Below are 22557 nucleotides of genomic sequence, written 5' to 3' on the forward strand. Positions count from 1 at the left end.
TATAGTATCAGTCTATTGCCTTACGCTAAAGGTTTTATCGTAGTGACTTCAATCCTTTCCTCTATTGCTTCAAAGCTTACGTCCCAATCAAAGAGTTGCACTGTGTAGCTCTTATTGTCGGACTGTTTTTGTTTATAAGCAGGCCTAGGATCTTGAGACAGAATTTGTTGTAGGGCTAATTGCCGATACTCGCTGTCGGGGCTTTTTTGTAACACATCTAATGCTTGAGGCCTAAATACGACAGGCTTGGTTTGAGGAGATTGCTCGGCGTAACCTGCTCGCGCGTCTGCTATTGCATCGGAGTAGGGAATGTAAGGCTTGATATCTATTATTGGGGTGCCATGAACAAGGTCGACGTTGCCTAGCTTCACAACAACGTTACCCCCTTTAATCTCGACACTTTTTAGTTCCACAGCCGACATTCCAATGGCATTGGGTCTAAAGGTTGAGCGACTGGCAAAGACCCCCACACGTTTGTTGCCGCCAAGTCTTGGTGGTCGTACTGTGGGCTTCCAACCTGCTTCTATATTCTGATCAAATAAAAACAGCAGCCATAAGTGAGAGAACTGCTCAAGTTCGCGAACGCTTGCTTCGTTATTTGCTTCTCCAATCAGATGCAGTTCTGTAATTACGTCGGGTGCTAAGTTGGGTTGACGCGGAATCGCAAACTTTTCTTTGTAAGGAGTATGGATAGTGCCAATAGGTTCGATTGTATGCATGAGGTTGTATATAGTTCAAGATCTATAAAAAGTCTTGTTTATAATAGCGAATTATTTTGTGCTGCGTCACATATTTGAAAATACAGGCTCAGTGATGAGGGGGCAGTAATAAAGAAGTATAAATACCGTTAAACTATTGCTATAGCGGGGTTTTGTCTCTAATTGCATGATTTTTTAGAGCTTTTAACAAAAAAATATAATCTTTTCTGAGAGATTGCTCACTTTTAAAATGGATTTTTGTAGGGTATGTTTCCGGTTTATTTTTGCAGTAGTCGTAGGATGACGTGCTACAACCGTAGATGCGGGAGTAACCCGTAAAAAAGATAACTATAATTACAAAGGAGATATAGATGAGTACATCTGTTCAACAGACACTGCGCCCACCCAAGAAGCCGATATTTACGCGTTTTTTAGATAGCGTTGAATATCTAGGCAACCTATTACCACACCCTATCACTTTATTTGCAATCTTTTGTGTTGGTATTCTACTCCTGTCTGGTGTTGCTGGTTATTTTGACGTTTCAGTTATAGATCCTCGCCCTGAAGGTGCACCTGGTCGTAGTGCTAGCGGCATAATCGAGGTGGTAAGCCTGCTTAATGGTGAAGGCTTGCGTCTAATCGTTACCAATTTGGTGAGTAACTTTACAGGATTTGCTCCTTTAGGCACTGTGCTGGTAGCTATGTTAGGTGTCGCAATTGCAGAGCACTCAGGAATGCTATCTGCTGCAATGCGTGGCTTAGTCATGGGAGCGTCGACTCGCATGGTGACAGTGGCGGTGGTATTTGCTGGTATTATCTCCAATACAGCATCTGAGCTGGGTTATGTGGTACTTATCCCTCTTGCGGCGATGTTATTCCACTCATTAGGGCGTCACCCGTTAGCTGGCTTAGCGGCGGCTTTTGCTGGGGTTTCAGGTGGTTACTCTGCAAATTTACTTATTGGTACCGTTGATCCGCTACTTTCAGGTATTACTGAAACTGCAGCACAGATGATTGATCCAACGTATACCGTAGGTCCAGAGTCGAAATGGTACTTCATGTTTATATCGACCTTCTTTATCGCGATTACCGGTGCGTTTGTTACTGAGAAGATTGTTGAGCCTAAGCTTGGTAAATATAATGATGAAGAAGCATCTGAGGATTTATCTGGCGACAGCATGGGTGTGCTAAGTGATAATGAAAAACGAGGACTAAAACGTGCAGGTATTGCTGTTTTGGCCGTAAGTTCAGTCATCGCTTTGACTATAGTTCCAGAGTGGGGAGCACTGCGTCACCCTGAAACAGGATTGGTTTCTGGTTCTCCTTTCCTTAAGAGTATTGTTGCCTTTATCTTTGTTTTCTTTGCCATCCCAGGGTTTGTCTACGGGCGCACTGTTGGCACTATGAAAACCGATAAAGATGTAATTAATGCAATGGCAAAGTCGATGTCTTCTATGGGAATGTATATCGTACTTGTATTCTTTGCTGCACAATTCGTCGCATTCTTTAAGTGGACTAACTTTGGTCAGGTATTTGCAGTTGCGGGTGCTGATTTCTTGCAATCAATTGGTTTGACAGGACCTATGCTATTTTTCGCATTTATTTTGATGTGCGGATTTATCAACCTAATGATTGGTTCAGCATCTGCGCAATGGGCGGTTACTGCACCAATATTTGTACCTATGCTGATGCTGGTTGGGTATGCTCCTGAAACTATTCAAGCGGCATATCGTATTGGTGATTCTACTACCAACATCATTACTCCAATGATGAGTTACTTTGGCTTGATCCTAGCCGTCGCAACCCGCTATATGAAGAACCTTGGAATTGGTACCTTAGTCGCAACTATGCTGCCATATTCACTGTGCTTTATTGCGGGCTGGTCAGTACTGTTCTATGTATGGGTATTCGTATTTGGTTTACCTGTTGGTCCAGGTGCGGCCACTTTCTATACGCCATAATAGATTTTATTTGGATTGAATGGTCAGCATTGCTGGCCATTTTTTTTTGGTTGAGCAAAGTGCAACTAACACTCCGTGTTATATCCTTGTCGCATCATTGCTAGATGTAATGTATTCCAAGTAGCCGACGCTATGTTAGGTGAAAAGTAAGTTTTTTTCTTTATTATCAATCTGGTTGATTAGCTTTTAATCGAATTGCTCCGTTTACTATTTGTGGAATGTAATAATGCCACTCTGATCCGCTATGAATAGTTTGCTACCTTTGCGCGCGCGATAGCTTTATATCTATCGTTGAGCCCTTGTATCGCTGGGTTTAATCATAAACGATTTTAGAGATACTTATTTTGCAAACTATATCTAATACACCTAACGAAGATAAGAAGCTGATTAGCTCCCAAGTATTTAACGTTACCACCATTACGTTCTTTGGGCAGTTTGCTTCCTACTCTATCATGTCGATTTTTATCCTTTTCTTGACTCTTCCTATCGCTCGAGATGGCCTAGGTATGACCGAGAAAGAGGCTTATGAGTTTATGGGGGTAACCCAAGCTATCGGCTATATGATGCCAATTATTGGTGGCTACATTATTGATAAATACCTTGGTATTCGTCGTGGTATTACTTGGGGGGTATGTCTTATCGCCCTTGCATATATCTTAATTTATCTCGGTAGCTCAAATGTGCATTCCCTTGGTACACACGCCTTTATTATGGCTTATGCATTGCTTCCTGCTATTAACTCCTTAGTGGCTTCACCAACAACGGCTCTTGTGAGTCGTATCTATAAAGGGGATGATGCAGGTAGTAAATCGGGTATGACTTACTTCTATATGGCAATCAACGTTGGTTCGTTGGTAGGTATTGGTATCGCACCTTTATTTATGGATAGTGCGTATGGTGTGATGTCAGTACTAGCATTGGTTGTGCTTGGTAAGTCTGCGGCTGCTCTTAACTTTATTGTGAAGCGCAAGCTGTATGACAATGTGGTTGATGAGCTTGATAAGCAACCTATGACTTTCGCGCGCCTGTTACCTGTCTTAACTTATTTGGTTGTAGGCTATGTTATTGCGTACTTCTCTTACTTGAATCCACACGTTAGTACCTATCTTATCGGTATTGGTTGTACTGCTGGTATTTTAACTTTCTGTATTCGTACCATGCTTTTGAAAGGCGTTGATCGTACCAAACAGTTAGTTGCCGCATTCCTTATCTTAGTCGCGATCGTTTTTTTCGTGCTGTATAACCAAATGTCGACAACCATGGTTATGTTCACTAAGAACAATACCGACTTCTCTCTATTGGGTGTGACACTTTCTCCTGCTCAGTTCCAGCTGATAAACCCATTGGTTATTCTTGCTATTGGGTCTTTGCTACCTAGGTTCTACAGCCGCTTTGTACGCTTTACGATCCCGTATCAGTTTGCTGTAGGTGTCGTTCTTGCAGGGCTGTCGATGCTAGCTTTATGGCTTGGTGCATCAAGTGCTTATGAAACAGGCATTGCGAGCGCGGACTATGTTGGCCTTTCATACTTCATTGTGACAATTGCTGAGCTGTTTGTAAGTGCTGTAGGCCTATCTATGATTGGTCTGTACTGTCACCCTAAGATGATTGCATTTGCTATGGGAGCTTGGTATCTAGCATCTTCTATGTCTAACCTTATTTCAGGTCAATTAGGTCGACTCGTTGCTGTACCTAAGGGGGGAATGGATAAATTGGTTAGCATTCACGCCTACGGTGATTTCTTTTATACTATGGGTATTACAGCGGTGATTGTTGGAGGGGGGCTCTGTGTTGTGATGTACCTTCTACACAAATCATTGGCTAAGAGAGGCATTACGATAGCTTAATGTAAGCTTAGCTTTACCCGGATAATAAAATGCCCTTATACACTAGTGTATAAGGGCATTTTTAGTTCTATTGACTAGTTGTTAGGCAGTGATTACCAACCCTTAACTACGCCACCTTTGAAGATATCAGAAGCTGCTTTATAAACTTCTTCGGTTTGATACGCTTTTACAAAGTTCTGTACGTCTTCATTTTGTACATTGTCTTGACGAGCCACAATTAGGTTAACGTATGGAGAATCTTTATCTTCAACAAAGATACCGTCTTTTTGTGGAGTTAGGTCAATCGAGCTTGCAAATGTATTGTTGATGATAGCAAGGCTTACATCGTCAAGAGAGCGAGGTAGTTGCGCTGCATCAAGTTCAACAATCTCGATGTTTTTAGGGTTTTCTACGATGTCACGTACTGTTGCGCTAAGACCAGAACCTTCACGTAGAGTAATTAGACCTTGTTGCTCAAGAAGCAACAGAGAGCGGCCTAGGTTAGTTGGGTCGTTAGGTACGGCAATACGAGAGCCGTCTTTGATTTCATCTACCGATTTAACTTGCTTAGAGTAGCCAGCGATAGGGTAAACAAATGTGGTGCCTGCGATAGCAAGTTTATAACCGCGATCAGTGATTTGTTGATCAAGGTATGGTTTGTGTTGGAATGCGTTGATATCAACAGAACCATCATCTAAGGCTGCGTTTGGTGTTACATAGTCAGTAAAGGTTACTAGCTCAACATCAAGACCGTATTTGTCTTTAGCAATCTTAGCTGCAACTTCGGCAACCTGAGCTTCGGCACCAGCCATAACACCAAGTTTGATTTTATGAGCGTCTTGTTCTTTGTCGCCACACCCTGAAAGGATTACAGCCGATGCTGCAACTGCAATGGTTAAAACTTTCTTTAAACTGAATTTCATTATTCTCTCCTTGTAAGAATTATCTGTGGTCAACTTTACGAACCAGTGCGTCACCCACAGATTGAATGATTTGCACTAATATAATTAGCATTACAACGGTTACTGCCATAATCACAGTATCGTAGCGATAAAAGCCATAGCGAATAGCTACATCACCTAAGCCACCGCCACCGACGGTACCTGCCATTGCAGAGTAACTGACGAGAGTAACCAAGGTAATAGTCACTGAATTAATAATGGTCGGTAGCGCTTCAGGAAGCAAAACCTTAGAAATAATTTGTAGTGGTGTCGCTCCCATTGATTGGGCCGCTTCGACTAAGCCACTAGAAACCTCTAACAAAGCCCCTTCGATTAATCGAGCAACAAATGGTATGGCACCTATAGTGAGCGGAACTATGGCTGCGGTAGTGCCAATGAAGGTACCAATGAGTAATTTGGTTAGCGGTATAATTGCTACCATTAACACCAAGAATGGAACACTACGTCCGATATTTACGATAGCGCCTAAAATAGAGTTTAGACGTACGTTTTCTAACAACCCGCCTTTTTTGCTGGTATGCAGAATAACCCCTAACGGGATCCCGACTACAAAGCCAACTATTCCAGAAAATGCCACCATATAGATGGTCTGCCCAGTCGCTTTAAGTATCAGGCCATTATTTAAACTAAACCATTGTGCAATCAAATCAAATGACATAGCCAAGTACCTCTACTTTTACGTTTTGTTGTTCTAGATATTCAATTGCTGAATTCTCTGATTCTTCGGTACCAAATAGCTCAGCTACCAGCATGCCAAACTTCACACCACCAGCGTAGTCGAGATCGGAGCTCAAAATGGATACGTCGATGTTAAATTTACGTGCCATCTGACTTATTACCGGCTCTTTAACCGTTGCGCCAGTAAACTCTAAGCGAACTAGAGGGTAACTACCTTGCAGGCGAGTTTCATTTAGACGGCTTTGATAATCGTCTGGGATTGAAAGGTCTAAGGTTGAACGAATAAATTTACGCGCAAGTTCAGTCTTAGGACGAGCAAATATCTCACCCACGGTTCCTTTTTCGACTAGCTTGCCACCGCCGATAATCGCCACTTCATGGCAGATACTTTTCACTACATCCATTTCATGAGTAATGATTAGGATCGTAATTCCCAGAGCCCTATTGATGGTTTTCAACAGCGCTAGGATTGATTGGGTTGTGGCTGGGTCAAGTGCGCTGGTGGCTTCGTCACATAGCAACACCTTAGGATCGCTAGATAGCGCCCGCGCGATAGCAACGCGTTGTTTTTGCCCACCACTTAGATTTGCAGGGTAGGTATCTTTTTTGTCAGTAAGTCCTACTAACTCTAGTAGCTCAGATACTTTAGCTTCAATGTGCTGTTTGTCTCTTCCTGCAAACTCTAATGGCAGAGCAATATTGTCATACACTGTACGTGAGGCAAGAAGGTTAAAATGCTGAAAGATCATGCCAATATTACGGCGTGCTTGAGATAGTCCTTTATCGTTTAGCTTGGTAAGATCAACACCGTCGACAATAACTTCGCCGCTAGTTGGTACTTCGAGCATATTTACACAGCGAATCAGTGTACTTTTACCTGCGCCAGATGAACCTATAACGCCAAAAATATGACCTTTTTCAACATTTAGGTTGATGTCTACTAAGGCATTTATAGGGCGATTGCCTTGATAAAATACCTTGTTAACTTGGTTGATTTCTATCATCAATGAACCTGTAAACTGGAGGGACTAGGGTGACTATGCTTGAGATGCTAGGGGTTTCATTGACCCAAGTCAATAGATATTTTTACGTCTAGACGGCTAAAACTCAAATCAGGAGTGCGAGGAAAGTTAAAGCGTGCAATAATCAGCTTGAACTTTGCTTTTTTAAGAGAGACTGTCAGTGGCTAAACCTGCCGTATTTTTAGACCGTGATGGCGTGATAAATGTTGATCACGGCTATGTACATGATGAACATGACTTTGAATATATAGATGGTGTATTTGAGGCAACCAAGGCATTGCAACAGCAAGGCTATATGTTGGTGCTGGTTACAAACCAGTCAGGTATTGCTCGAGGGAAGTTTAGCGAAGACCGCTTTATGTCATTAACGCAATGGATGGATTGGAACTTTTCGGACCATGGTGTTGAGTTTGATGGCATATATTACTGTCCACACCATCCTGAGCATGGCATCGGTGATTATAAACAAGACTGTGATTGTCGTAAGCCGAAGCCTGGGATGTTTATCTCTGCGCGTGATTTTCTAAACATAGATATGGCTAAATCGATTATGGTCGGTGATAAAGCCGAAGACCTAATGGCTGCCGAGTCGGCGGGCGTAGGTACAAAGATTCTGGTACGAACCGGTAAGCCAGTAACGGAACAGGGCGAAACTATTGCTGATGTTGTATTAGATAGTATCGCGGATGTTCCTCAGTTTGTTCTATCTCGTTAAAGCTGCTTTGATATAACAATCATGTATGTGCAAGGCCCAGCCATAACGATAAAACAGCCCCTAATTTAAGGGGCTGTTTTTATTTCTCATAGTGAACCGTATAGCGTGTCGGTTTATGGTTCATCCATAGGATCATATTAATAAATACGGCGGCTAAGATGGACCAAGCTATCAGTACCAAAGGGATAAAGTAGAGGGAAGTAAGTAAAATGCAGGTATCAAATATCAATTGACTCTTGCCAACTGGCACTCCCATTTTATCTTGAATTACGATGCAGAGTACGTTCGATCCCCCCAAGCTTGCTCTATGGCGAAATAATATCAGTAAGCCAAGCCCGATACAGGTTCCGCCAGCAATGGCTGCGAATATAGGCGATAGCGTTGAAAAGGTCATTGCATGGTGGATGTTATCGGTCATGATTGAGACCAAGGTGACACAGATGATGCTATTGATAGTGAATCGCTTGCCAAGGCGAAACCAAGCTAAAAAATAGAAAGGGATATTTACTAAGAAATACAGGCTTCCAAGGGATAGAGAAGTGAACTTGCTTAAAAGTAATGCTACCCCCGCAGTCCCCCCGACAATCATAGATGACGACTTAAGAAAATATATACCAATAGCGACGAGTAAAGTACCGGTAAATATCGCGGCGCAGTCTTCTAATATACTGTGTTTGTTCATTTTTAGTCCCATTTCTTTTAGGCACGTAGAATATCTAAAAACTTACATTTAACGAAGTTTTTAACAGTAATTGATGTTGGTATCGTGTAATTTTGTTTTTACAGAGTGTAAAGTGAGCCTTATCAGTAAGAGAACTCAAAATCCTTAGTGGGAGATGTGAGTAAATATTGATATAACACATGGACATAAAACAATTTGTGATATCAATTAAATTAGGTAGAATGCCGTAATTACCGCGACGAAAACGTTTGCTTTTGGTCGTTTAATGCTAATTTGCCCATTTAATTCTATCCGAATCAGGAGATATAGATGCTAAAGCGTGACATGAACATCGCTGATTATGATGCGGATCTATTCGCAGCTATCCAGGAAGAAACCGTGCGTCAAGAAGAGCACATTGAGCTTATCGCCTCAGAAAACTACACCAGCCCACGCGTAATGGAAGCGCAAGGTTCACAACTTACTAACAAATATGCTGAGGGTTATCCTGGCAAGCGTTACTACGGTGGTTGTGAGTATGTCGATAAGGTTGAAAGCTTAGCGATAGCCCGCGCATGTGAATTGTTTGGTGCAGAGTATGCGAACGTTCAGCCTCACTCAGGCTCTCAAGCAAACAACGCTGTTTATATGGCACTGCTAAATGCTGGTGATACCGTTCTTGGCATGAGCTTAGCACACGGTGGTCACCTGACTCATGGGTCACCTGTAAACTTCTCAGGTAAACTGTATAACATTATTCCTTACGGAATAGATGAAGCAGGTCAGATTGACTACGATGAAATGGAAGCGCTGGCGATTGAGCACAAGCCTAAAATGATCATCGGTGGTTTCTCTGCTTATTCTCAGGTTTGTGATTGGGCACGCATGCGTCAAATCGCAGACAAAGTTGGTGCTTATTTCTTCGTTGATATGGCGCACGTAGCGGGTCTAATTGCAGCTGGTGTATACCCAACGCCAGTACCTCATGCTCACGTTGTTACAACCACGACTCATAAAACATTGGCAGGACCTCGCGGTGGGCTGATTCTTTCTAATGAAGGTGAAGACCTTTATAAGAAACTGAATTCAGCAGTATTCCCTGGTGGTCAAGGTGGCCCATTGATGCATGTTATTGCTGGTAAGGCAGTGGCATTCAAAGAGGCTCTAGAACCAGAGTTTGCTGATTACCAAGCACGCGTTGTTGCGAATGCAAAAGCGATGGTTGCTGAGTTTATTAAGCGCGGTTACAACATCGTTTCGGGTTCAACTGAAAACCATCTGTTCTTGGTTGATCTAATCGATAAAAATATTACTGGTAAAGAAGCGGATGCAGCACTTGGCTCTGCGAATATCACAGTGAATAAGAACTCAGTACCAAATGACCCACGTAGCCCATTTGTCACTTCTGGTATCCGTGTTGGTTCACCATCTATTACCCGCCGAGGTTTCACTGAAGAAGATGCTACCAACCTTGCTGGTTGGATGTGCGATATTCTAGATAACTTGGGTGATGAAGCGGTAATTACTGCAACCAAGCAGAAGGTTTTAGAGATCTGTAAACGTAAACCTGTTTACGCTTAAGAGAACCGAAATTGAATAAGCGAGCTACGGCTCGCTTTTTTATTGTCAGTTATTTAAGTTCTTGGCAGATCATGAACAGGCGAGCATCAAGCTCTAACTGATGATAATTAGGCTCCATATGACAACAGAGTTGATAGAAGGCTTTATTGTGATCTTTTTCTTTTAGATGAGCCAGTTCGTGAATCACTAACATCCTTAATAGAGGCTCCGGTGCCTGCTTGAATACACTGGCTATACGAATCTCATTCTTCGATTTTAGCTTATTGCCATGAACTCGACTGACATAAGAGTGCAGCCCAAGAGCATTATTGATTAGGTGGATCTTAGGATCGTAGATGACTTTACTCAGCGGTGCTGATTTTTTAAGATAGCGATTTTTGATAGCAATCGTGTATTCAAACAGTGCCTTTTCACTCTTGATATTGTGCGGTTTTGGATAGCGTTGATTAAACCATGAAACCAAGGTTCCAGCATCGAGCATGCTGGTTACAGGTTGCAGGATATGCTCAGGATAGCCTTGGATATATTTTAGATATTGGTTCATAGATGAGCACACATAGGCGAGATTACGCTTAGTGTACTCAATCATAATTCAACTAGCAAAAGTCTAAATTGGATAACATCTAACTGCTATTTGTTGATACTAAGCTGCGTACCTGACTTGCACTTAAAGGTATAATAGCGCCTGCTTTCATTGAACTTCGAGAGCCCCTCACCAGAGCAATAATCAACGTTGATGTCCCTCATTACCTCCAAGGTCTTCTCATTACTTAGTGCAAACTTAGAACCGTCAGCGCAGATAATTCGCACTTGTCCGCTGTCACTTACAGAATAGAGTGAGACTTCGGTATTACATAACTCAAAAGATGCCTCTAGGTAGTTATCTTCTTGGGTATTGTCTTGTGCACAGCCCCATAAAAATAGGTTCATCGCGGATTAGTGGGAACTGAAAACAAAAACGGTAGTTAGTGGTAAGGTTACATCGCCAAACACAACCTTTCACAAACTACCGTTTTCATGCCGAATAATACTTTCCTATCGTCGTTCTGGGAAGGCTTTCAGATCGTAAAGTCTTATAAAACTGATTCATTAATCTCTATCACCTTAATTCCTGATACCCCTGCATACTGTTCTTGTGGTCAAGTTTCTGACTCTATTCATGACACTCAGTGGCGAACGCTTAAGGATGCGATGATGCTAGGCACACCCGTCGAATTACTCGTTCAAACTCGGCGCATCAGGTGTTCAAATTGTGGTATCAAGACTGAGTCTATTTCTTGGGTTAAGCCATATTCTCGCCTTACCAATCGGCTGATTGATTACATTGAGAATCTATTACCATTGCTACCCATCAAACACATTTCAGAGCTTACTGGGGTGCACTGGCACACCATCAAAGAAATAGATAAGCAACGTCTGAAGCGTGTCGTACCTGAGGTTCCTTGGGGTTGTTTGCGTCAACTGGTCATGGATGAGTTTGCCATATTCAAGGGGCATCGTTACGCCACTGTTATCGCCGATGCACAAACGCATCAAGTACTTTGGATTGGTCTAGGTAGAAGTCGTAAAGATATACGTCCGTTCTTTGAAATGCTTGGAGAGCATGCTCAAAATATCGAAGTTGTGGCAATGGATATGAACACCGCTTTTGACCTAGAGGTTCAAGCTCATTGTCCAAAGGCTTGTATTGTCTATGACCTTTTTCATGTCGTCGCTAAGTTTGGTCGAGAAGTTATGGATAGAGTTCGAGTAGATCAAGCCAACCAACTTAAAGATGACAAAAGTGCACGGCGTTGGGTCAAGCGCTCACGTTGGGTATTACTGAAAAATAGAGAGAACTTAAATACTAAGCAACAAAGTTACCTGGATGAAATACTTGCGGTTAACCGTGACTTAATGGTGACCCATTTACTTGGTGCTCAGCTCAAGGAGCTCTGGTACTGCGACTCGGAAAAACAAGCCAAAGACCTTTGGGAAATATGGTGGCAGCAAGTCCATGAAAGCGGAGTAAAACCGCTCATAAACTTCGCTAAAAAGCTGAAACCGTACCTTCATGGGATAGTGTCTTCAGCTTTGTATCATTTAAATACATGCACCTTGGAAGGGATTAATAACAAGATCAAGCTAATCAAAAGAATGGGCTATGGGTACCGAGATACGGATTACTTCTTTATGAAGATAAAAGCGGCCTTCCCCGGAAAGCCGCGATGAACCTAAAAATAGGGGGGCAAGTATACATAGAATCCGCTTCATTAATTTCTTCCTTGGTGAGTGTCTTAATCCTATTAAAAGGATAATGGGCTGTGGAGGAAATGCAAAGTATCGAAGGGAATTATGGGAATATGAACTCGATGTAGGTATGTAATTGGGGGAGTGTATTGATGTTACCCTTACTCAAGCTGTATGTGAGTGGGGATAACCCGGAAAGGAAAATTGCTCTCCGGGGTAACTTGGTGGGATAAAAATCCGTAGAGGTTTTCTATTTTACCTCTTCACCTTTGGCTTGCAGGTCGGCATGGTATGAAGAGCGTACAAATGGGCCACACGCAGCATGGGTGAAACCAAGCTCTAGTGCTACCTCTTTTATCTCATCAAACTCAGCTGGTGGCACGTAACGCTCCACAGGAAGGTGATGACGACTTGGAGCAAGATATTGGCCTAGGGTTAGCATAGTAACGCCATGTGCGCGCAGGTCTTTTAGGACCTCAATAATCTCTTCTTTAGTTTCACCTAATCCCATCATTAAGCCGGATTTAGTCGGAACATCTGGGTGTTGTTGTTTGAACTTCTGAAGTAGCTCTAGAGACCATTTATAGTTAGCACCAGGACGAACCTTGCGATATAGGCGAGGTGCGGTCTCTAGGTTGTGGTTAAACACATCCGGTGGGGTCACTTTAAGCTCTTCTAGTGCTTTATCCATACGGCCACGGAAGTCCGGTACTAGAGTTTCTATCTTAATGTTAGGGCTGAGTTTTCGGATTTCGGCATTACAATCAGCGAAGTGTTTAGCACCACCGTCGCGCAGATCATCGCGGTCAACAGAGGTGATAACGACATACTTGAGTTTCATGTCCTGGATAGTTTTAGCAAGCTTTTGAGGCTCTTCTGCCTCTGGAGTCAGCGGACGTCCATGGGCAACATCACAGAAAGGGCAGCGGCGAGTACAGATAGCACCAAGGATCATGAAGGTTGCCGTACCATGATTGAAGCATTCAGCAAGGTTAGGGCACGATGCCTCTTCACAAACCGAGTGCAGATCATTTTTACGCATCGCAGATTTAATGTCTTGGATACGTTGGCTATCAGCTGGTAATTTGATCTTCATCCAGTCGGGCTTACGTAGTACTTCTTTTCGCTCTACTGGTACGGTTTTAGTCGGTATTAGCGCCATTTTATCCGCATCGCGGTATTTAACGCCTTTTTCCATTTGAATTGGTTTACTCATAGCTTTCTGTCGTTTCTGTTGTGTTGGAATAACCTAGTAGCTGGGTAAGATGTGTTACTAGACGCTGTTCTAATCCTGTTCTTTGTTCTGGGGTTGTATAGTCGGAAACTTGTGCCATTTCCATGCCTGCGTAGCCACAGGGATTAATGCGTAGGAAAGGGGCTAGGTCCATATCGATATTGAGGGCCAAACCATGAAAGGAGCAGCCCTTTCTTATTCTTAGGCCTAATGAACAAATTTTCTTATCATTCACATATACACCAGGAGCATCAGGCTTGGCTGTTGAGGGTATATTTAGGTCAGCTAAGGTTTGGATAATCAGGTTTTCGATATGAGTCACTAATTCTCGAACGCCAATGCCTTTTCGGCGTAAGTTAATTAGGAAGTAGACCACCATTTGTCCAGGACCATGATAGGTTACTTGGCCCCCTCGATCGCTCTGAACCACTGGAATATCACCAGCATTAAGTACATGTTCAGCTTTACCTGCTTGGCCTTGAGTAAAGACAGGATTGTGTTCAACGATCCAGATTTGATCGATGCTGTTTTGATCCCGCTGGTCGGTAAACTTGTGCATTTCTTGCCACACAGGAAGATAATCTTGGCGTCCAAGATATTTAATCTCTAGTTTATGGCTAAGGTCGATTGGACTAGGCAATTCGGTGCTTCCTTGAATTAACTGTGTCGGTCGAAGCACGCTACCAGTATCAGCATCATTTTCATAGCAAAAAAAACCGCTTTTTATACATTAGTCATACAAAAGGGGTGTTTAAAAACACCCCTTTTTCTATCAACACCGATTATCAACTTAGATCAAAGAACCATGCGGACAATTTCTATCTCGCCCAGCTCTTTATATAGGCTTTCAACTTGCTCAATAGAGGTTGCTGTAATCGTTACTGATACCGCGTTGTATGTACCCTTACCACTCGGTTTAATTTTCGGGCTATAGTTGCCAGGAGCATGGCGTTGGATGACTTCTAATACCAAATCAGGCAGCTCTGGTTTAGCGTAACCCATAACTTTATAAGTAAATTGACATGGGAACTCTAACAGGTCTTTAAGTTTTGGCTGCTCTTGCATGCTTGTTACTCCAAATGGAAATATTAAATAGGGCTGCTTAATAGGCCAATATTACTGCGAATATAAGCAACACTCAAGGTGAGGTCACATAAGTGAAATTTCAAGGGACTAGATGTAAAAGAAGCCGCATTAGCGGCTTCTAAAATAGATATCAAAGACTTAATTCAATTAGAACCAGCTTTTGAACAGCAGAACAATGTAGTCCATCATGCGGCTAAAAATGCCACCTTCATCAACATTTTCTAGAGCAAGTAGAGGATATTGTGCAATATCTTCACCATTTACTTGGTAGAAGACACGGCCAACTACATCACCTTGTTTGATTGGTGCTTTTAGCTCTTTATCTAGTACAAAGCTAGCTTGTAGATCTTTAGCTACGCCACGCGGTAGGGTAACGTAAGTGTCTTCAGCTAAGCCAAGTTTGATAGTGTCTTGGCTGCCCATCCAGATTTTCTCTTCTGCAAATACGTCACCTTTTTTATGTGGTGCGACTGTTTCAAAGAAACGGAAGCCATAGTTAAGTAGCTTTTTACTTTCAGCTTTACGAGCATTTGAGCTATTGGTACCCATAACTACAGAGACAAGGCGCATTTGGCCTTCTGTACCTGAGCTAACTAGGCTATAACCAGCTTTGCTAGTGTGTCCTGTTTTCATACCATCAACATGCATGCTTTTATCCCAAAGCAGACCGTTACGGTTGTATTGAGTAATGCCGTTATAGGTGAATTTTTTCAGACCGTAAATCTTATACTCGTCAGGAACATCACGGATGATAGCTTTAGCAAGTAAGGCGAGATCATAAGGTGTTGAGTAGAGGTCATCATTATCTAGGCCGTGAACGTTCGCATAGTGGGTATTCTTCATACCTAGTGATTTTGCCCATCCGTTCATAAGATCAACGAATGCATCGGTAGAGCCCGCAACATGTTCAGCCATAGCGACACATGCGTCATTACCTGATTGGATGATGATACCGTGGTTTAGCTGATCAACGGTAACCGTTGTACCTACTTCGATAAACATCTTAGATGAATCTGGGAAATTTTTTGCCCAAGCATTTTTACTTACAACAACTTCGTCGTCTTTGGAGATGTTGCCACGCTTTAGCTCTTGGCCGATAACATAGCTTGTCATCATTTTGGTTAGGCTCGCCGGGTGCAACTTGGTATTCATCTCTTTTTGCGCGAGAATCTTGCCTGAGTTGTAGTCCATTAGCACATATCCTTTAGCCGCAATTTGCGGTGGATCTGGCATCACGATAGGCGCTGCGTGAGCAACGGTAGACAGTGTCATCGTCGCGAGGGCTGCAGCAACAATAGACTTGATTGTAAGGGTAACTCTTTTCATTTTTTGCTTAATGTCCAAACGTGAAGGCAAAACTGACTGTATAGTAGCAGAAATAGTGATCTAAGCCACATTTAAAGCCACTAATCTTATTATCAGGTTGACCTGTTATTTATTTAAGAATTATTGAGCCTTGTGCTTTTTGATAAAAGCCGAAGTAAATCCATCCTGTTTCAGTTTCTTTAGTACGTCTTGGGCAGTACCTACTTTAGAAATCGGTCCAACAAAAATACGATTAGTTTTATCTTTTGATTCAACATAGCTTGGTTGTTGGTACGTTTTCTTTAGTTTATCAGCCAGTTTTTTAGAGTTGTCCGCATTACTTAGACTTGCTACCTGAATGACAAACTTAGGGTGGGCATTATCCTTGGCAGTATTGTTGTTAGGCACATTAATATGTTCAACCTCGACATTCGCCACTCCAGTTTTAATAACCCCTAGTTTAGACGCAGCCGCATAACTTAGGTCAATAATCCTTCCTTCATGGAATGGACCACGGTCATTGACGCGCACTATAGCTGTCTTGCCGTTGTCAAGATTAGTGACCTTTACATAGCTTGGAATAGGTAAGGTTTTATGGGCTGCACTCATTGAGTACATATCATAGGTTTCACCATTTGAGGTGAGGTGCCCATGGAATTTTTTACCATACCAAGACGCTTTGCCTTTTTGTTTAAACCCCACGGGATTATCTATCACAGAATAGGACTTACCTCGTACTGTGTAATCTTTGTTTCCACCTAGGCTGTATGGTTCGTAGCGTGGAGTTGCATCTTCGATATGGCCTAATGTGATAGGCGCATCCGGTGCAATGTCTTGATCGATAGCATAGCGTTTGCTATCAGAGCAACCTACAAGCAACAAGGTAAATAAACCGGCGATAATAAAAGATGTTTTGTTCATTAAGTTGCCCTTGAAAGCATTTTTCTGTGAGTTTGTATGGACATTAAAATACCAAATCCAGCCAGTAGCGTTACCATAGAGGTACCGCCGTAACTGACTAATGGTAGCGGGACACCTACTACAGGCAGGATGCCACTTACCATGCCGATATTAACAAATACATAAACGAAGAAGCTGAGTACAATACTACCTGCCATCATGCGCCCAAATGCGGTTTGAGCTTGACCTGCGAGATAGAGGCCTCGACCTATAATAAAGAGATAAATTGCCAGCAGCGCTAATACCCCAATCATGCCCCATTCTTCAGCGATCACTGCAAAGATAAAGTCAGTATGTCGCTCAGGAACGAATTCAAGCTGAGATTGTGTTCCTTGAAGCCAACCTTTGCCGAATAAGCCACCGGAACCTATGGCGATTTTACTTTGGATAATGTGATAACCGGCGCCAAGGGGATCAGACTCAGGGTTAAATAGGGTACGCACTCGAACTTTCTGATATTCACGCATCAAAAAGAACCATAATATAGGAATAAAAGCGCCGATAGATATGGCTGCGGTAGCTATGTACTTCCAACTAATTCCAGCAAGGAATATGACGAAAATACCGGATGCAGCAATCAGGATAGAGGTGCCTAAATCGGGTTGTTTGGCGATAAGTATTGTAGGAAGTATCACCAGTAGCAATGATGTGACCAATACCCTAAAGGTTGGGGGGAGTGCTCGGTTACCTATGTAGCGAGCCACCATAAGTGGTACGGCTAATTTCATTAATTCTGAAGGCTGAAAACGAACAAACCCGAGGTTTAGCCAGCGTTGTGCACCTTTAGATGCCTCACCAAACACTAATACCCCAAGTAAAAGGATTAGTCCTCCAGTAAACAAGAGCGGGGCAAGGGTTTCATAGGTTCGCGGGGTTAACTGAGCAAGGATAACCATTACACAAAAAGAGAGCAGCATACGAGCCATCTGCTTTTCCATCATCACCATGCTCATACCACTGGCGCTATACATTATTAACAGAGCGAACCCCATTAATACCAGAATACCGAGGATCAGAGGTAAGTCTAAGTGCATACGCTCAAACAGAGAACGGTTTTTACCTGTGGCTGGGTCGAGTTTCATTTATCAGACTCAATATAATCGTAGTGATGATCGAGTAGTACATGGTCAAAGATCTTGCGAGCTAAAGGTGCGCCGTGGCTTGAACCACCGCCTGCATTTTCAAGTACTATGGTAGTGATAACCTTAGGGTTATCGAATGGTGCATAGGCAGTATAGAGAGCATGGTCACGTAAGTGCTCTGCGATTTCATTTGCATCGTATTTTTGGTTCTCGCCAAGGCCAAATACCTGAGCGGTACCGGACTTGCCTGCACTTTTGTATTTAGCACCATAGAATGAATGTCGAGCGGTTCCGCGTTTCCCTTGGTTAACTAAATACATACCTCGCTTTGCCATATCCCAGAACTTCTGTGGTACCCCGGCGATAGGCGGGAATGTATCAACTGGAATTTTTTCCGTCTTATCACCTTGATCTGTATGGTGGATCTTGGCAAGTAACAGTCGCGGTGACATTACTTTACCATTGTTAACTAGCACTGATGTGGCTTTCGCTATCTGGATTGGGGTTGCAGTCCAGTAGCCTTGTCCAATCCCTACAGGAATGGTATCGCCCTTGTACCAAGGCGTTTTATGGCGAGACATCTTCCAATCTCGTGTCGGCATATTGGCTTTGCTTTCTTCAAAAAGATCAATGCCAGAGTAATCACCAAAACCAAAGCGTTGCATCCAGCTAGACAGTCGATCAATACCGAGATCATAAGCGATTTGATAGAAGAAAGTATCCACTGACTCTTCAAGGGCTTTTTCAATATTTACCACACCATGTCCCCAACGTAACCAGTCACGGAAAGGGCGAGTGTTAGAATTTGGAATACGCCAGTAGCCAGGATCATTACGTGTTGTTTGGGCCGTAATCACTTTTTCTTGCAGCGCGGCTACAGTAATAAAGGGCTTCACTGTCGAGGCTGGAGGGTAAATGCCTAAAGTAGCTCTATTTACTAGCGGTCTATCTTTGTTATTTAGCAGAGCACGGTATGCTTTGCCTGAGATGCCGTGTACAAAAGCATTCGGGTCATAGCTTGGGCTTGAAACCATAGCTAATACGCCGTCAGTTTTTGGGTCTAAAACAACGGCACTACCGCGGCGATGACCAAGCAGTTTGTATAGATAGTTTTGTAGGTTGATATCAATATTTAACACAATATCATCCCCCGGCACCGGCGGCTGATACTTCAGGGTTCGTATAATACGCCCACGGCTATTGACCTCAACCTCTTGATAGCCAGGCTTTCCGTGTAATACATCTTCATAATAACGCTCAATCCCTAGCTTACCGATATCATTCGTGGCTTTATAATCTTGGGCTTTTTCTTCTCGGATAAGCCTGCTCATGTCTCTATCATTGATTCGAGAAACATACCCCAGTACGTGGGTTAATACTTCGCCATAAGGATAGTAGCGCTTGAGTGTCGCGTTGACTTCTACCCCCGGGAACTCATATTGATGCACCGAAAACTTAGCGACCTCTTGTTCGGTCATTTGGGTCATTAACGGAATAGATTTAAAGCGGTGAGTGCGCTTACGTTCGCGTTGAAAAGTGGCAACTTGGTCATCATCAATGCTAAGAATCTTACGCAATGATGCTAGGGTATCGTCTATGCTTGCAACTTTTTCTGGGGTGATTTCAAGGCTAAATACAGGACGATTATCGGCCAGCACCACGCCATTACGGTCATAGATTAGACCGCGATTTGGCGCAATAGGAACCACTTTGATACGGTTATTATTGGAACGGGTCTGGTAGTCTTGATATTGACTAACCTGAATATTATACAGGTTGCCAATCAACACACCGACTAACACTATGATTCCAACAAATGCAACAACGGCTCGACTGCGAAACAGCCGAGACTCATAGGCATGGTCTCTAAAGTGGTTGCGTCTACGTAACATCCAGCCCTACTCGCGGTGGTAAGGGTGGTTGGTATTAATGCTCCAAGCGCGATAAAGGCTCTCCGCCATGACCACTCGTACTAGCGGATGTGGTAGCGTTAGTGGAGATAACGACCAGCTTTGCTCTGCGGCGGCTTTACATGCTGGGGCCAGTCCTTCTGGTCCACCGATAAGAATAGAGACATCGCGCGCATCGAGTTTCCATCGCTCTAGCTGTTGAGCCAGTTGCGGGGTATCCCAAGGCTTACCTGGGATATCTAAGGTGACGATACGATTGCCTTTTGGAACCGCGGCCAGCATGGCTTCACCTTCCTTTTGAAGAATACGAGCAATATCGGCATTCTTGCCTCGCTTTCCGGCAGCGATCTCAATCAGCTCCAGAGGCATGTCATTAGGAAAGCGGCGTTTATATTCATTAAACCCTTCTTCAACCCATTTCGGCATTTTTGTACCGACGGCGACAAGTTGAATTTTCACAGGCTAGCCCCAGAGTTTTTCAAGTTGATAAATCTCGCGGTGAGCTTCTTGCATCACATGTACCATAGTAGATCCCATATCTACGACAACCCATTCACCTTCTTGTTCCCCATCCATACCAAGAGGTTCAATACCACTATTTTTTGACTCGATAGCAATATGGTTAGCGATGGAAGCAACGTGACGTTTCGATGTACCCGTACAGATAATCATATAGTCTGTAACACTTGATTTACCGGTTACGTCTAGGGTCACTATGTCTAGTGCTTTCATGTCGTCAGCTTTGTCAGCGAGAAACTGTTTTAGTTGTGCGCCTTGCAATGCAGGCTCCTTACTTTTGTACTATTGATGGAAGTATATCACTAGGATGACGCTTGCGTGTCAAGCCTGCGTGAATGGGGTGTTTGGAAATACCTGACCTTGGCTCAAGCTAAGGGTTAACTGCATCATTTGCGGCCATACAGGCGTGTCATAATCAGTCTTGGCTATCACTTCAATATTGGCCAGTTGTCGCCACAGTTGATACAACGAATCCATGCTATGTCTATTTAGAGCGGCTGTATACAGTGGGCGCTTGTTGTTCCAAACTCGGTACTGATCAAACAGCTGGTGTAGACTCATTGATTGTAATGCTTTTTGATACGTTAGGAGCGTATTAAGCTCTTTTTGTAAGGTTCTGAGCAAGATGACAGGCTCTACGCCTTCCGCTGAAAGTTGGCGTAGTATACGCTGACTGCGCTTGTTCTTGCCTGCTAGCATGGCGTCAATCCAGTGAAAGGCATTGAAGTGATTATGGCGGCTTAAAGCGGACTCTATGCGTACTAAGGTAAGCTGTCCGTCAGGATAGAGCAGCTTCAATTTTTCTAAACTTTGATTTAGCGCTAGTAGATTACCTTCATGCCATTGTGCCAGCATCTGTAGTGCTTCCGTATCAGCTTGCAGGTGTAGCGCATAGCAACGCTGCTGTACAAACTGTGGTAGCCTTTGAATATCAGGAGTAAGGCAAGAAACCCAAACGCCTTGTCCATTTAATGCTTTGAACCACTTAGCATTTTCTTGTGCCTTGGTGAGCTTGCTGCCCACAATAATCAATAGTGTATCTGGTGTCAGTATTTCGTGAATGGCAATAAGGTTTTTGGCTATCGCTACATTTACCCCAGACTCAGGCAGAGCCAGTTCAATCGTCTTGCGTTCACTAAATAGGCTCATAGCGTTGCATGCTTCAAATATCTCATCCCAAGGGGTTTGAGCTGAAATATCAAAACGATAGTGCTCAGTGTAGCCTTGTTGCGAAGCTGTCTTCTTTATAAGCTCACTAGATTCTTGGATAAGCAAAGGCTCTGCACCAAATAATAGATATATAGGGTGCAGTTGACGCTGTAATTGAGCTGCTAACTTGTCGGCGAAAATACGCATAGTTATTGTGCTGCGTCTGAGTCGTCTGTCAGATTCGATTCGTCATCTGAGTTGGAACCGTCAGTTGAGCTTTGCTCTTGGCTGTCAGTGGCAGATTGTTTTTTGACGGGTGCCGGGTCATCTTTATTATATTCAGCTTGTAGGCTTATCTGCTCTTTTCTGGCAGCCGCTTCCTGTGCTGATTGCATGACACCATCTTCATTAACTACTGGCGAGGTGTCTATCGTTTCTTGTTGATCTAATATATCAACACGAAGGCGAGCCAACTGACGAATAATTTGTCGTGAGGCTTGCTTGCGCATCTCATCTTCGATCATTTCTCGCTCTACTGATTTTGCAAGTGCGGTTAATGGGTTATCTAAGAAACTACGGTTAACCTGAGTTGTAAAAGACTTCATGCCTTGATTTGGTACCACCACACGATAGCGGACTATCATAGTCAATTCTTTTTCAGCAGCACGGCTGTTTTGGTATAACGAAAGCGTTCGCTCAGAGATGCTTTCAGACAATAGATTGAGGTTACTAATACTTGCTGAAGGCGTCACAACGTCAATACCATTGAGGCGTAACTCTCGCTTAACTTCGCGGGTTAATTGATCGTAATCGTCAAAGCTGGTTATTGACATCTTGCCGACTTCATCAGGAACTAGATAGTCACCACGGAAGTGGAAGCCACAGCCACTTAGAAGTGAAACTATAACCAAGGTGAGGAGAAGTCGAAGGCGAGGGATCAACGTCACTAAATTACTCTCTTAAAAGGGGTTCGTCTTTT

At 43.2% G+C, this 22557-nt stretch carries 23 protein-coding genes; 5 read left to right on the forward strand and 18 right to left on the reverse strand.

Translation table 11 applies throughout. The features are described 5' to 3' along the window. Positions 1 to 20: 20 nt before the first annotated feature. On the reverse strand, positions 21 to 719 hold the full coding sequence (tsaA, locus tag OCU28_RS02715; RefSeq protein WP_261816830.1) for a tRNA (N6-threonylcarbamoyladenosine(37)-N6)-methyltransferase TrmO: 699 nt from the start codon (positions 717 to 719) through the stop codon (positions 21 to 23). Positions 720 to 1069: 350 nt separating this feature from the next. On the opposite strand from tsaA, the gene OCU28_RS02720 reads away from it, so the two are divergent. Beyond that, positions 1070 to 2659: an AbgT family transporter gene (locus tag OCU28_RS02720; protein WP_261816831.1), complete on the forward strand. Its 1590-nt coding sequence runs from the start codon at positions 1070 to 1072 to the stop codon at positions 2657 to 2659. A gap of 344 nt (positions 2660 to 3003) precedes the next feature. Then, a complete protein-coding gene (locus tag OCU28_RS02725; RefSeq protein WP_261816832.1) occupies positions 3004 to 4506 on the forward strand; it encodes a peptide MFS transporter in 1503 nt (500 codons plus the stop codon). A gap of 92 nt (positions 4507 to 4598) precedes the next feature. Here the strand turns inward: OCU28_RS02725 and OCU28_RS02730 are convergent, their stop codons facing one another. Genes OCU28_RS02730 through metN form a run of 3 tightly spaced genes read right to left on the reverse strand, consistent with a single transcriptional unit; the run spans position 4599 to position 7129 of the window. Further along, positions 4599 to 5408 carry a MetQ/NlpA family lipoprotein gene (locus OCU28_RS02730; RefSeq protein ID WP_261816833.1) on the reverse strand — a complete coding sequence of 270 codons (810 nt, stop codon included), beginning with the start codon at positions 5406 to 5408 and terminating at the stop codon, positions 4599 to 4601. Between the two features lie 19 nt (positions 5409 to 5427). Then, positions 5428 to 6105: a methionine ABC transporter permease gene (locus tag OCU28_RS02735; protein ID WP_261816834.1), complete on the reverse strand. Its 678-nt coding sequence runs from the start codon at positions 6103 to 6105 to the stop codon at positions 5428 to 5430. Further along, the gene (gene metN, locus OCU28_RS02740) at positions 6095 to 7129 is read right to left on the reverse strand and encodes a methionine ABC transporter ATP-binding protein MetN (RefSeq protein WP_261816835.1); all 1035 of its coding nucleotides are present in this window, start codon (positions 7127 to 7129) and stop codon (positions 6095 to 6097) included. The genes OCU28_RS02735 and metN overlap by 11 nt, the downstream gene beginning before the upstream one ends. A 178-nt stretch (positions 7130 to 7307) precedes the next feature. On the opposite strand from metN, the gene gmhB reads away from it, so the two are divergent. Further along, on the forward strand, positions 7308 to 7862 hold the full coding sequence (gmhB, locus tag OCU28_RS02745) for a D-glycero-beta-D-manno-heptose 1,7-bisphosphate 7-phosphatase (RefSeq protein WP_261816836.1): 555 nt from the start codon (positions 7308 to 7310) through the stop codon (positions 7860 to 7862). A 79-nt stretch (positions 7863 to 7941) separates the two neighbouring features. On the opposite strand, the gene OCU28_RS02750 is transcribed toward gmhB, so the two are convergent. Next, positions 7942 to 8544, reverse strand: coding sequence for a YitT family protein (locus tag OCU28_RS02750; RefSeq protein WP_261816837.1), 603 nt, complete (start codon positions 8542 to 8544; stop codon positions 7942 to 7944). 309 nt (positions 8545 to 8853) lie between these two features. Here OCU28_RS02750 and glyA point away from each other — a divergent pair, with 309 nt between their 5' ends. After that, positions 8854 to 10104, forward strand: coding sequence for a serine hydroxymethyltransferase (gene glyA / locus OCU28_RS02755; protein ID WP_261816838.1), 1251 nt, complete (start codon positions 8854 to 8856; stop codon positions 10102 to 10104). A gap of 49 nt (positions 10105 to 10153) precedes the next feature. On the opposite strand, the gene OCU28_RS02760 is transcribed toward glyA, so the two are convergent. Beyond that, positions 10154 to 10648, reverse strand: coding sequence for a M48 metallopeptidase family protein (locus OCU28_RS02760; protein ID WP_261816839.1), 495 nt, complete (start codon positions 10646 to 10648; stop codon positions 10154 to 10156). Positions 10649 to 10734: 86 nt separating this feature from the next. Next, entirely contained in the window at positions 10735 to 11034 is a 300-nt protein-coding gene (locus OCU28_RS02765; RefSeq protein WP_261816840.1) for a hypothetical protein, read from the reverse strand. 87 nt (positions 11035 to 11121) lie between these two features. Between OCU28_RS02765 and OCU28_RS02770 the strand changes: the two genes are divergently transcribed. Next, the gene (locus tag OCU28_RS02770) at positions 11122 to 12315 is read left to right on the forward strand and encodes an ISL3 family transposase (protein ID WP_261816841.1); all 1194 of its coding nucleotides are present in this window, start codon (positions 11122 to 11124) and stop codon (positions 12313 to 12315) included. Positions 12316 to 12583: 268 nt separating this feature from the next. On the opposite strand, the gene lipA is transcribed toward OCU28_RS02770, so the two are convergent. The 11 genes from lipA to OCU28_RS02825 all read right to left on the reverse strand — a co-directional run bounded on the left by lipA (position 12584) and on the right by OCU28_RS02825 (position 22525). Continuing rightward, the gene (gene lipA, locus OCU28_RS02775; RefSeq protein WP_261816842.1) at positions 12584 to 13549 is read right to left on the reverse strand and encodes a lipoyl synthase; all 966 of its coding nucleotides are present in this window, start codon (positions 13547 to 13549) and stop codon (positions 12584 to 12586) included. After that, entirely contained in the window at positions 13542 to 14207 is a 666-nt protein-coding gene (gene lipB / locus OCU28_RS02780; protein WP_261816843.1) for a lipoyl(octanoyl) transferase LipB, read from the reverse strand. Before lipB ends, lipA begins: the two co-directional genes overlap by 8 nt. 155 nt (positions 14208 to 14362) lie before the next feature. Next, positions 14363 to 14632, reverse strand: coding sequence for a DUF493 family protein YbeD (gene ybeD / locus OCU28_RS02785; RefSeq protein WP_261816844.1), 270 nt, complete (start codon positions 14630 to 14632; stop codon positions 14363 to 14365). A gap of 168 nt (positions 14633 to 14800) precedes the next feature. Beyond that, positions 14801 to 15979, reverse strand: a complete 1179-nt coding sequence (locus OCU28_RS02790; RefSeq protein ID WP_261816845.1) for a serine hydrolase — start codon at positions 15977 to 15979, stop codon at positions 14801 to 14803. Positions 15980 to 16099: 120 nt separating this feature from the next. Then, positions 16100 to 16879: a septal ring lytic transglycosylase RlpA family protein gene (locus tag OCU28_RS02795; protein ID WP_261816846.1), complete on the reverse strand. Its 780-nt coding sequence runs from the start codon at positions 16877 to 16879 to the stop codon at positions 16100 to 16102. Then, positions 16879 to 18000 carry a rod shape-determining protein RodA gene (rodA, locus tag OCU28_RS02800; RefSeq protein WP_261816847.1) on the reverse strand — a complete coding sequence of 374 codons (1122 nt, stop codon included), beginning with the start codon at positions 17998 to 18000 and terminating at the stop codon, positions 16879 to 16881. The genes OCU28_RS02795 and rodA overlap by 1 nt, the downstream gene beginning before the upstream one ends. Next, positions 17997 to 19892 (reverse strand): penicillin-binding protein 2, encoded by a 1896-nt coding sequence (gene mrdA, locus OCU28_RS02805; RefSeq protein WP_261816848.1) that lies wholly within the window; start codon positions 19890 to 19892, stop codon positions 17997 to 17999. Before mrdA ends, rodA begins: the two co-directional genes overlap by 4 nt. A gap of 6 nt (positions 19893 to 19898) precedes the next feature. Continuing rightward, positions 19899 to 20369 (reverse strand): 23S rRNA (pseudouridine(1915)-N(3))-methyltransferase RlmH, encoded by a 471-nt coding sequence (gene rlmH / locus OCU28_RS02810; protein WP_261816849.1) that lies wholly within the window; start codon positions 20367 to 20369, stop codon positions 19899 to 19901. Positions 20370 to 20372: 3 nt separating this feature from the next. Beyond that, positions 20373 to 20690, reverse strand: coding sequence for a ribosome silencing factor (gene rsfS / locus OCU28_RS02815; RefSeq protein WP_261816850.1), 318 nt, complete (start codon positions 20688 to 20690; stop codon positions 20373 to 20375). 60 nt (positions 20691 to 20750) lie between these two features. Beyond that, complete coding sequence (gene holA, locus OCU28_RS02820) at positions 20751 to 21785, reverse strand: DNA polymerase III subunit delta (protein ID WP_261816851.1); 1035 nt, start codon at positions 21783 to 21785, stop codon at positions 20751 to 20753. A 2-nt stretch (positions 21786 to 21787) separates the two neighbouring features. Then, complete coding sequence (locus OCU28_RS02825; protein ID WP_315972398.1) at positions 21788 to 22525, reverse strand: LPS-assembly lipoprotein LptE; 738 nt, start codon at positions 22523 to 22525, stop codon at positions 21788 to 21790. Positions 22526 to 22557: the final 32 nt, after the last annotated feature.

The sequence above is a fragment of the Vibrio gallicus genome (assembly GCF_024346875.1).
GTDB lineage: Bacteria > Pseudomonadota > Gammaproteobacteria > Enterobacterales > Vibrionaceae > Vibrio > Vibrio gallicus.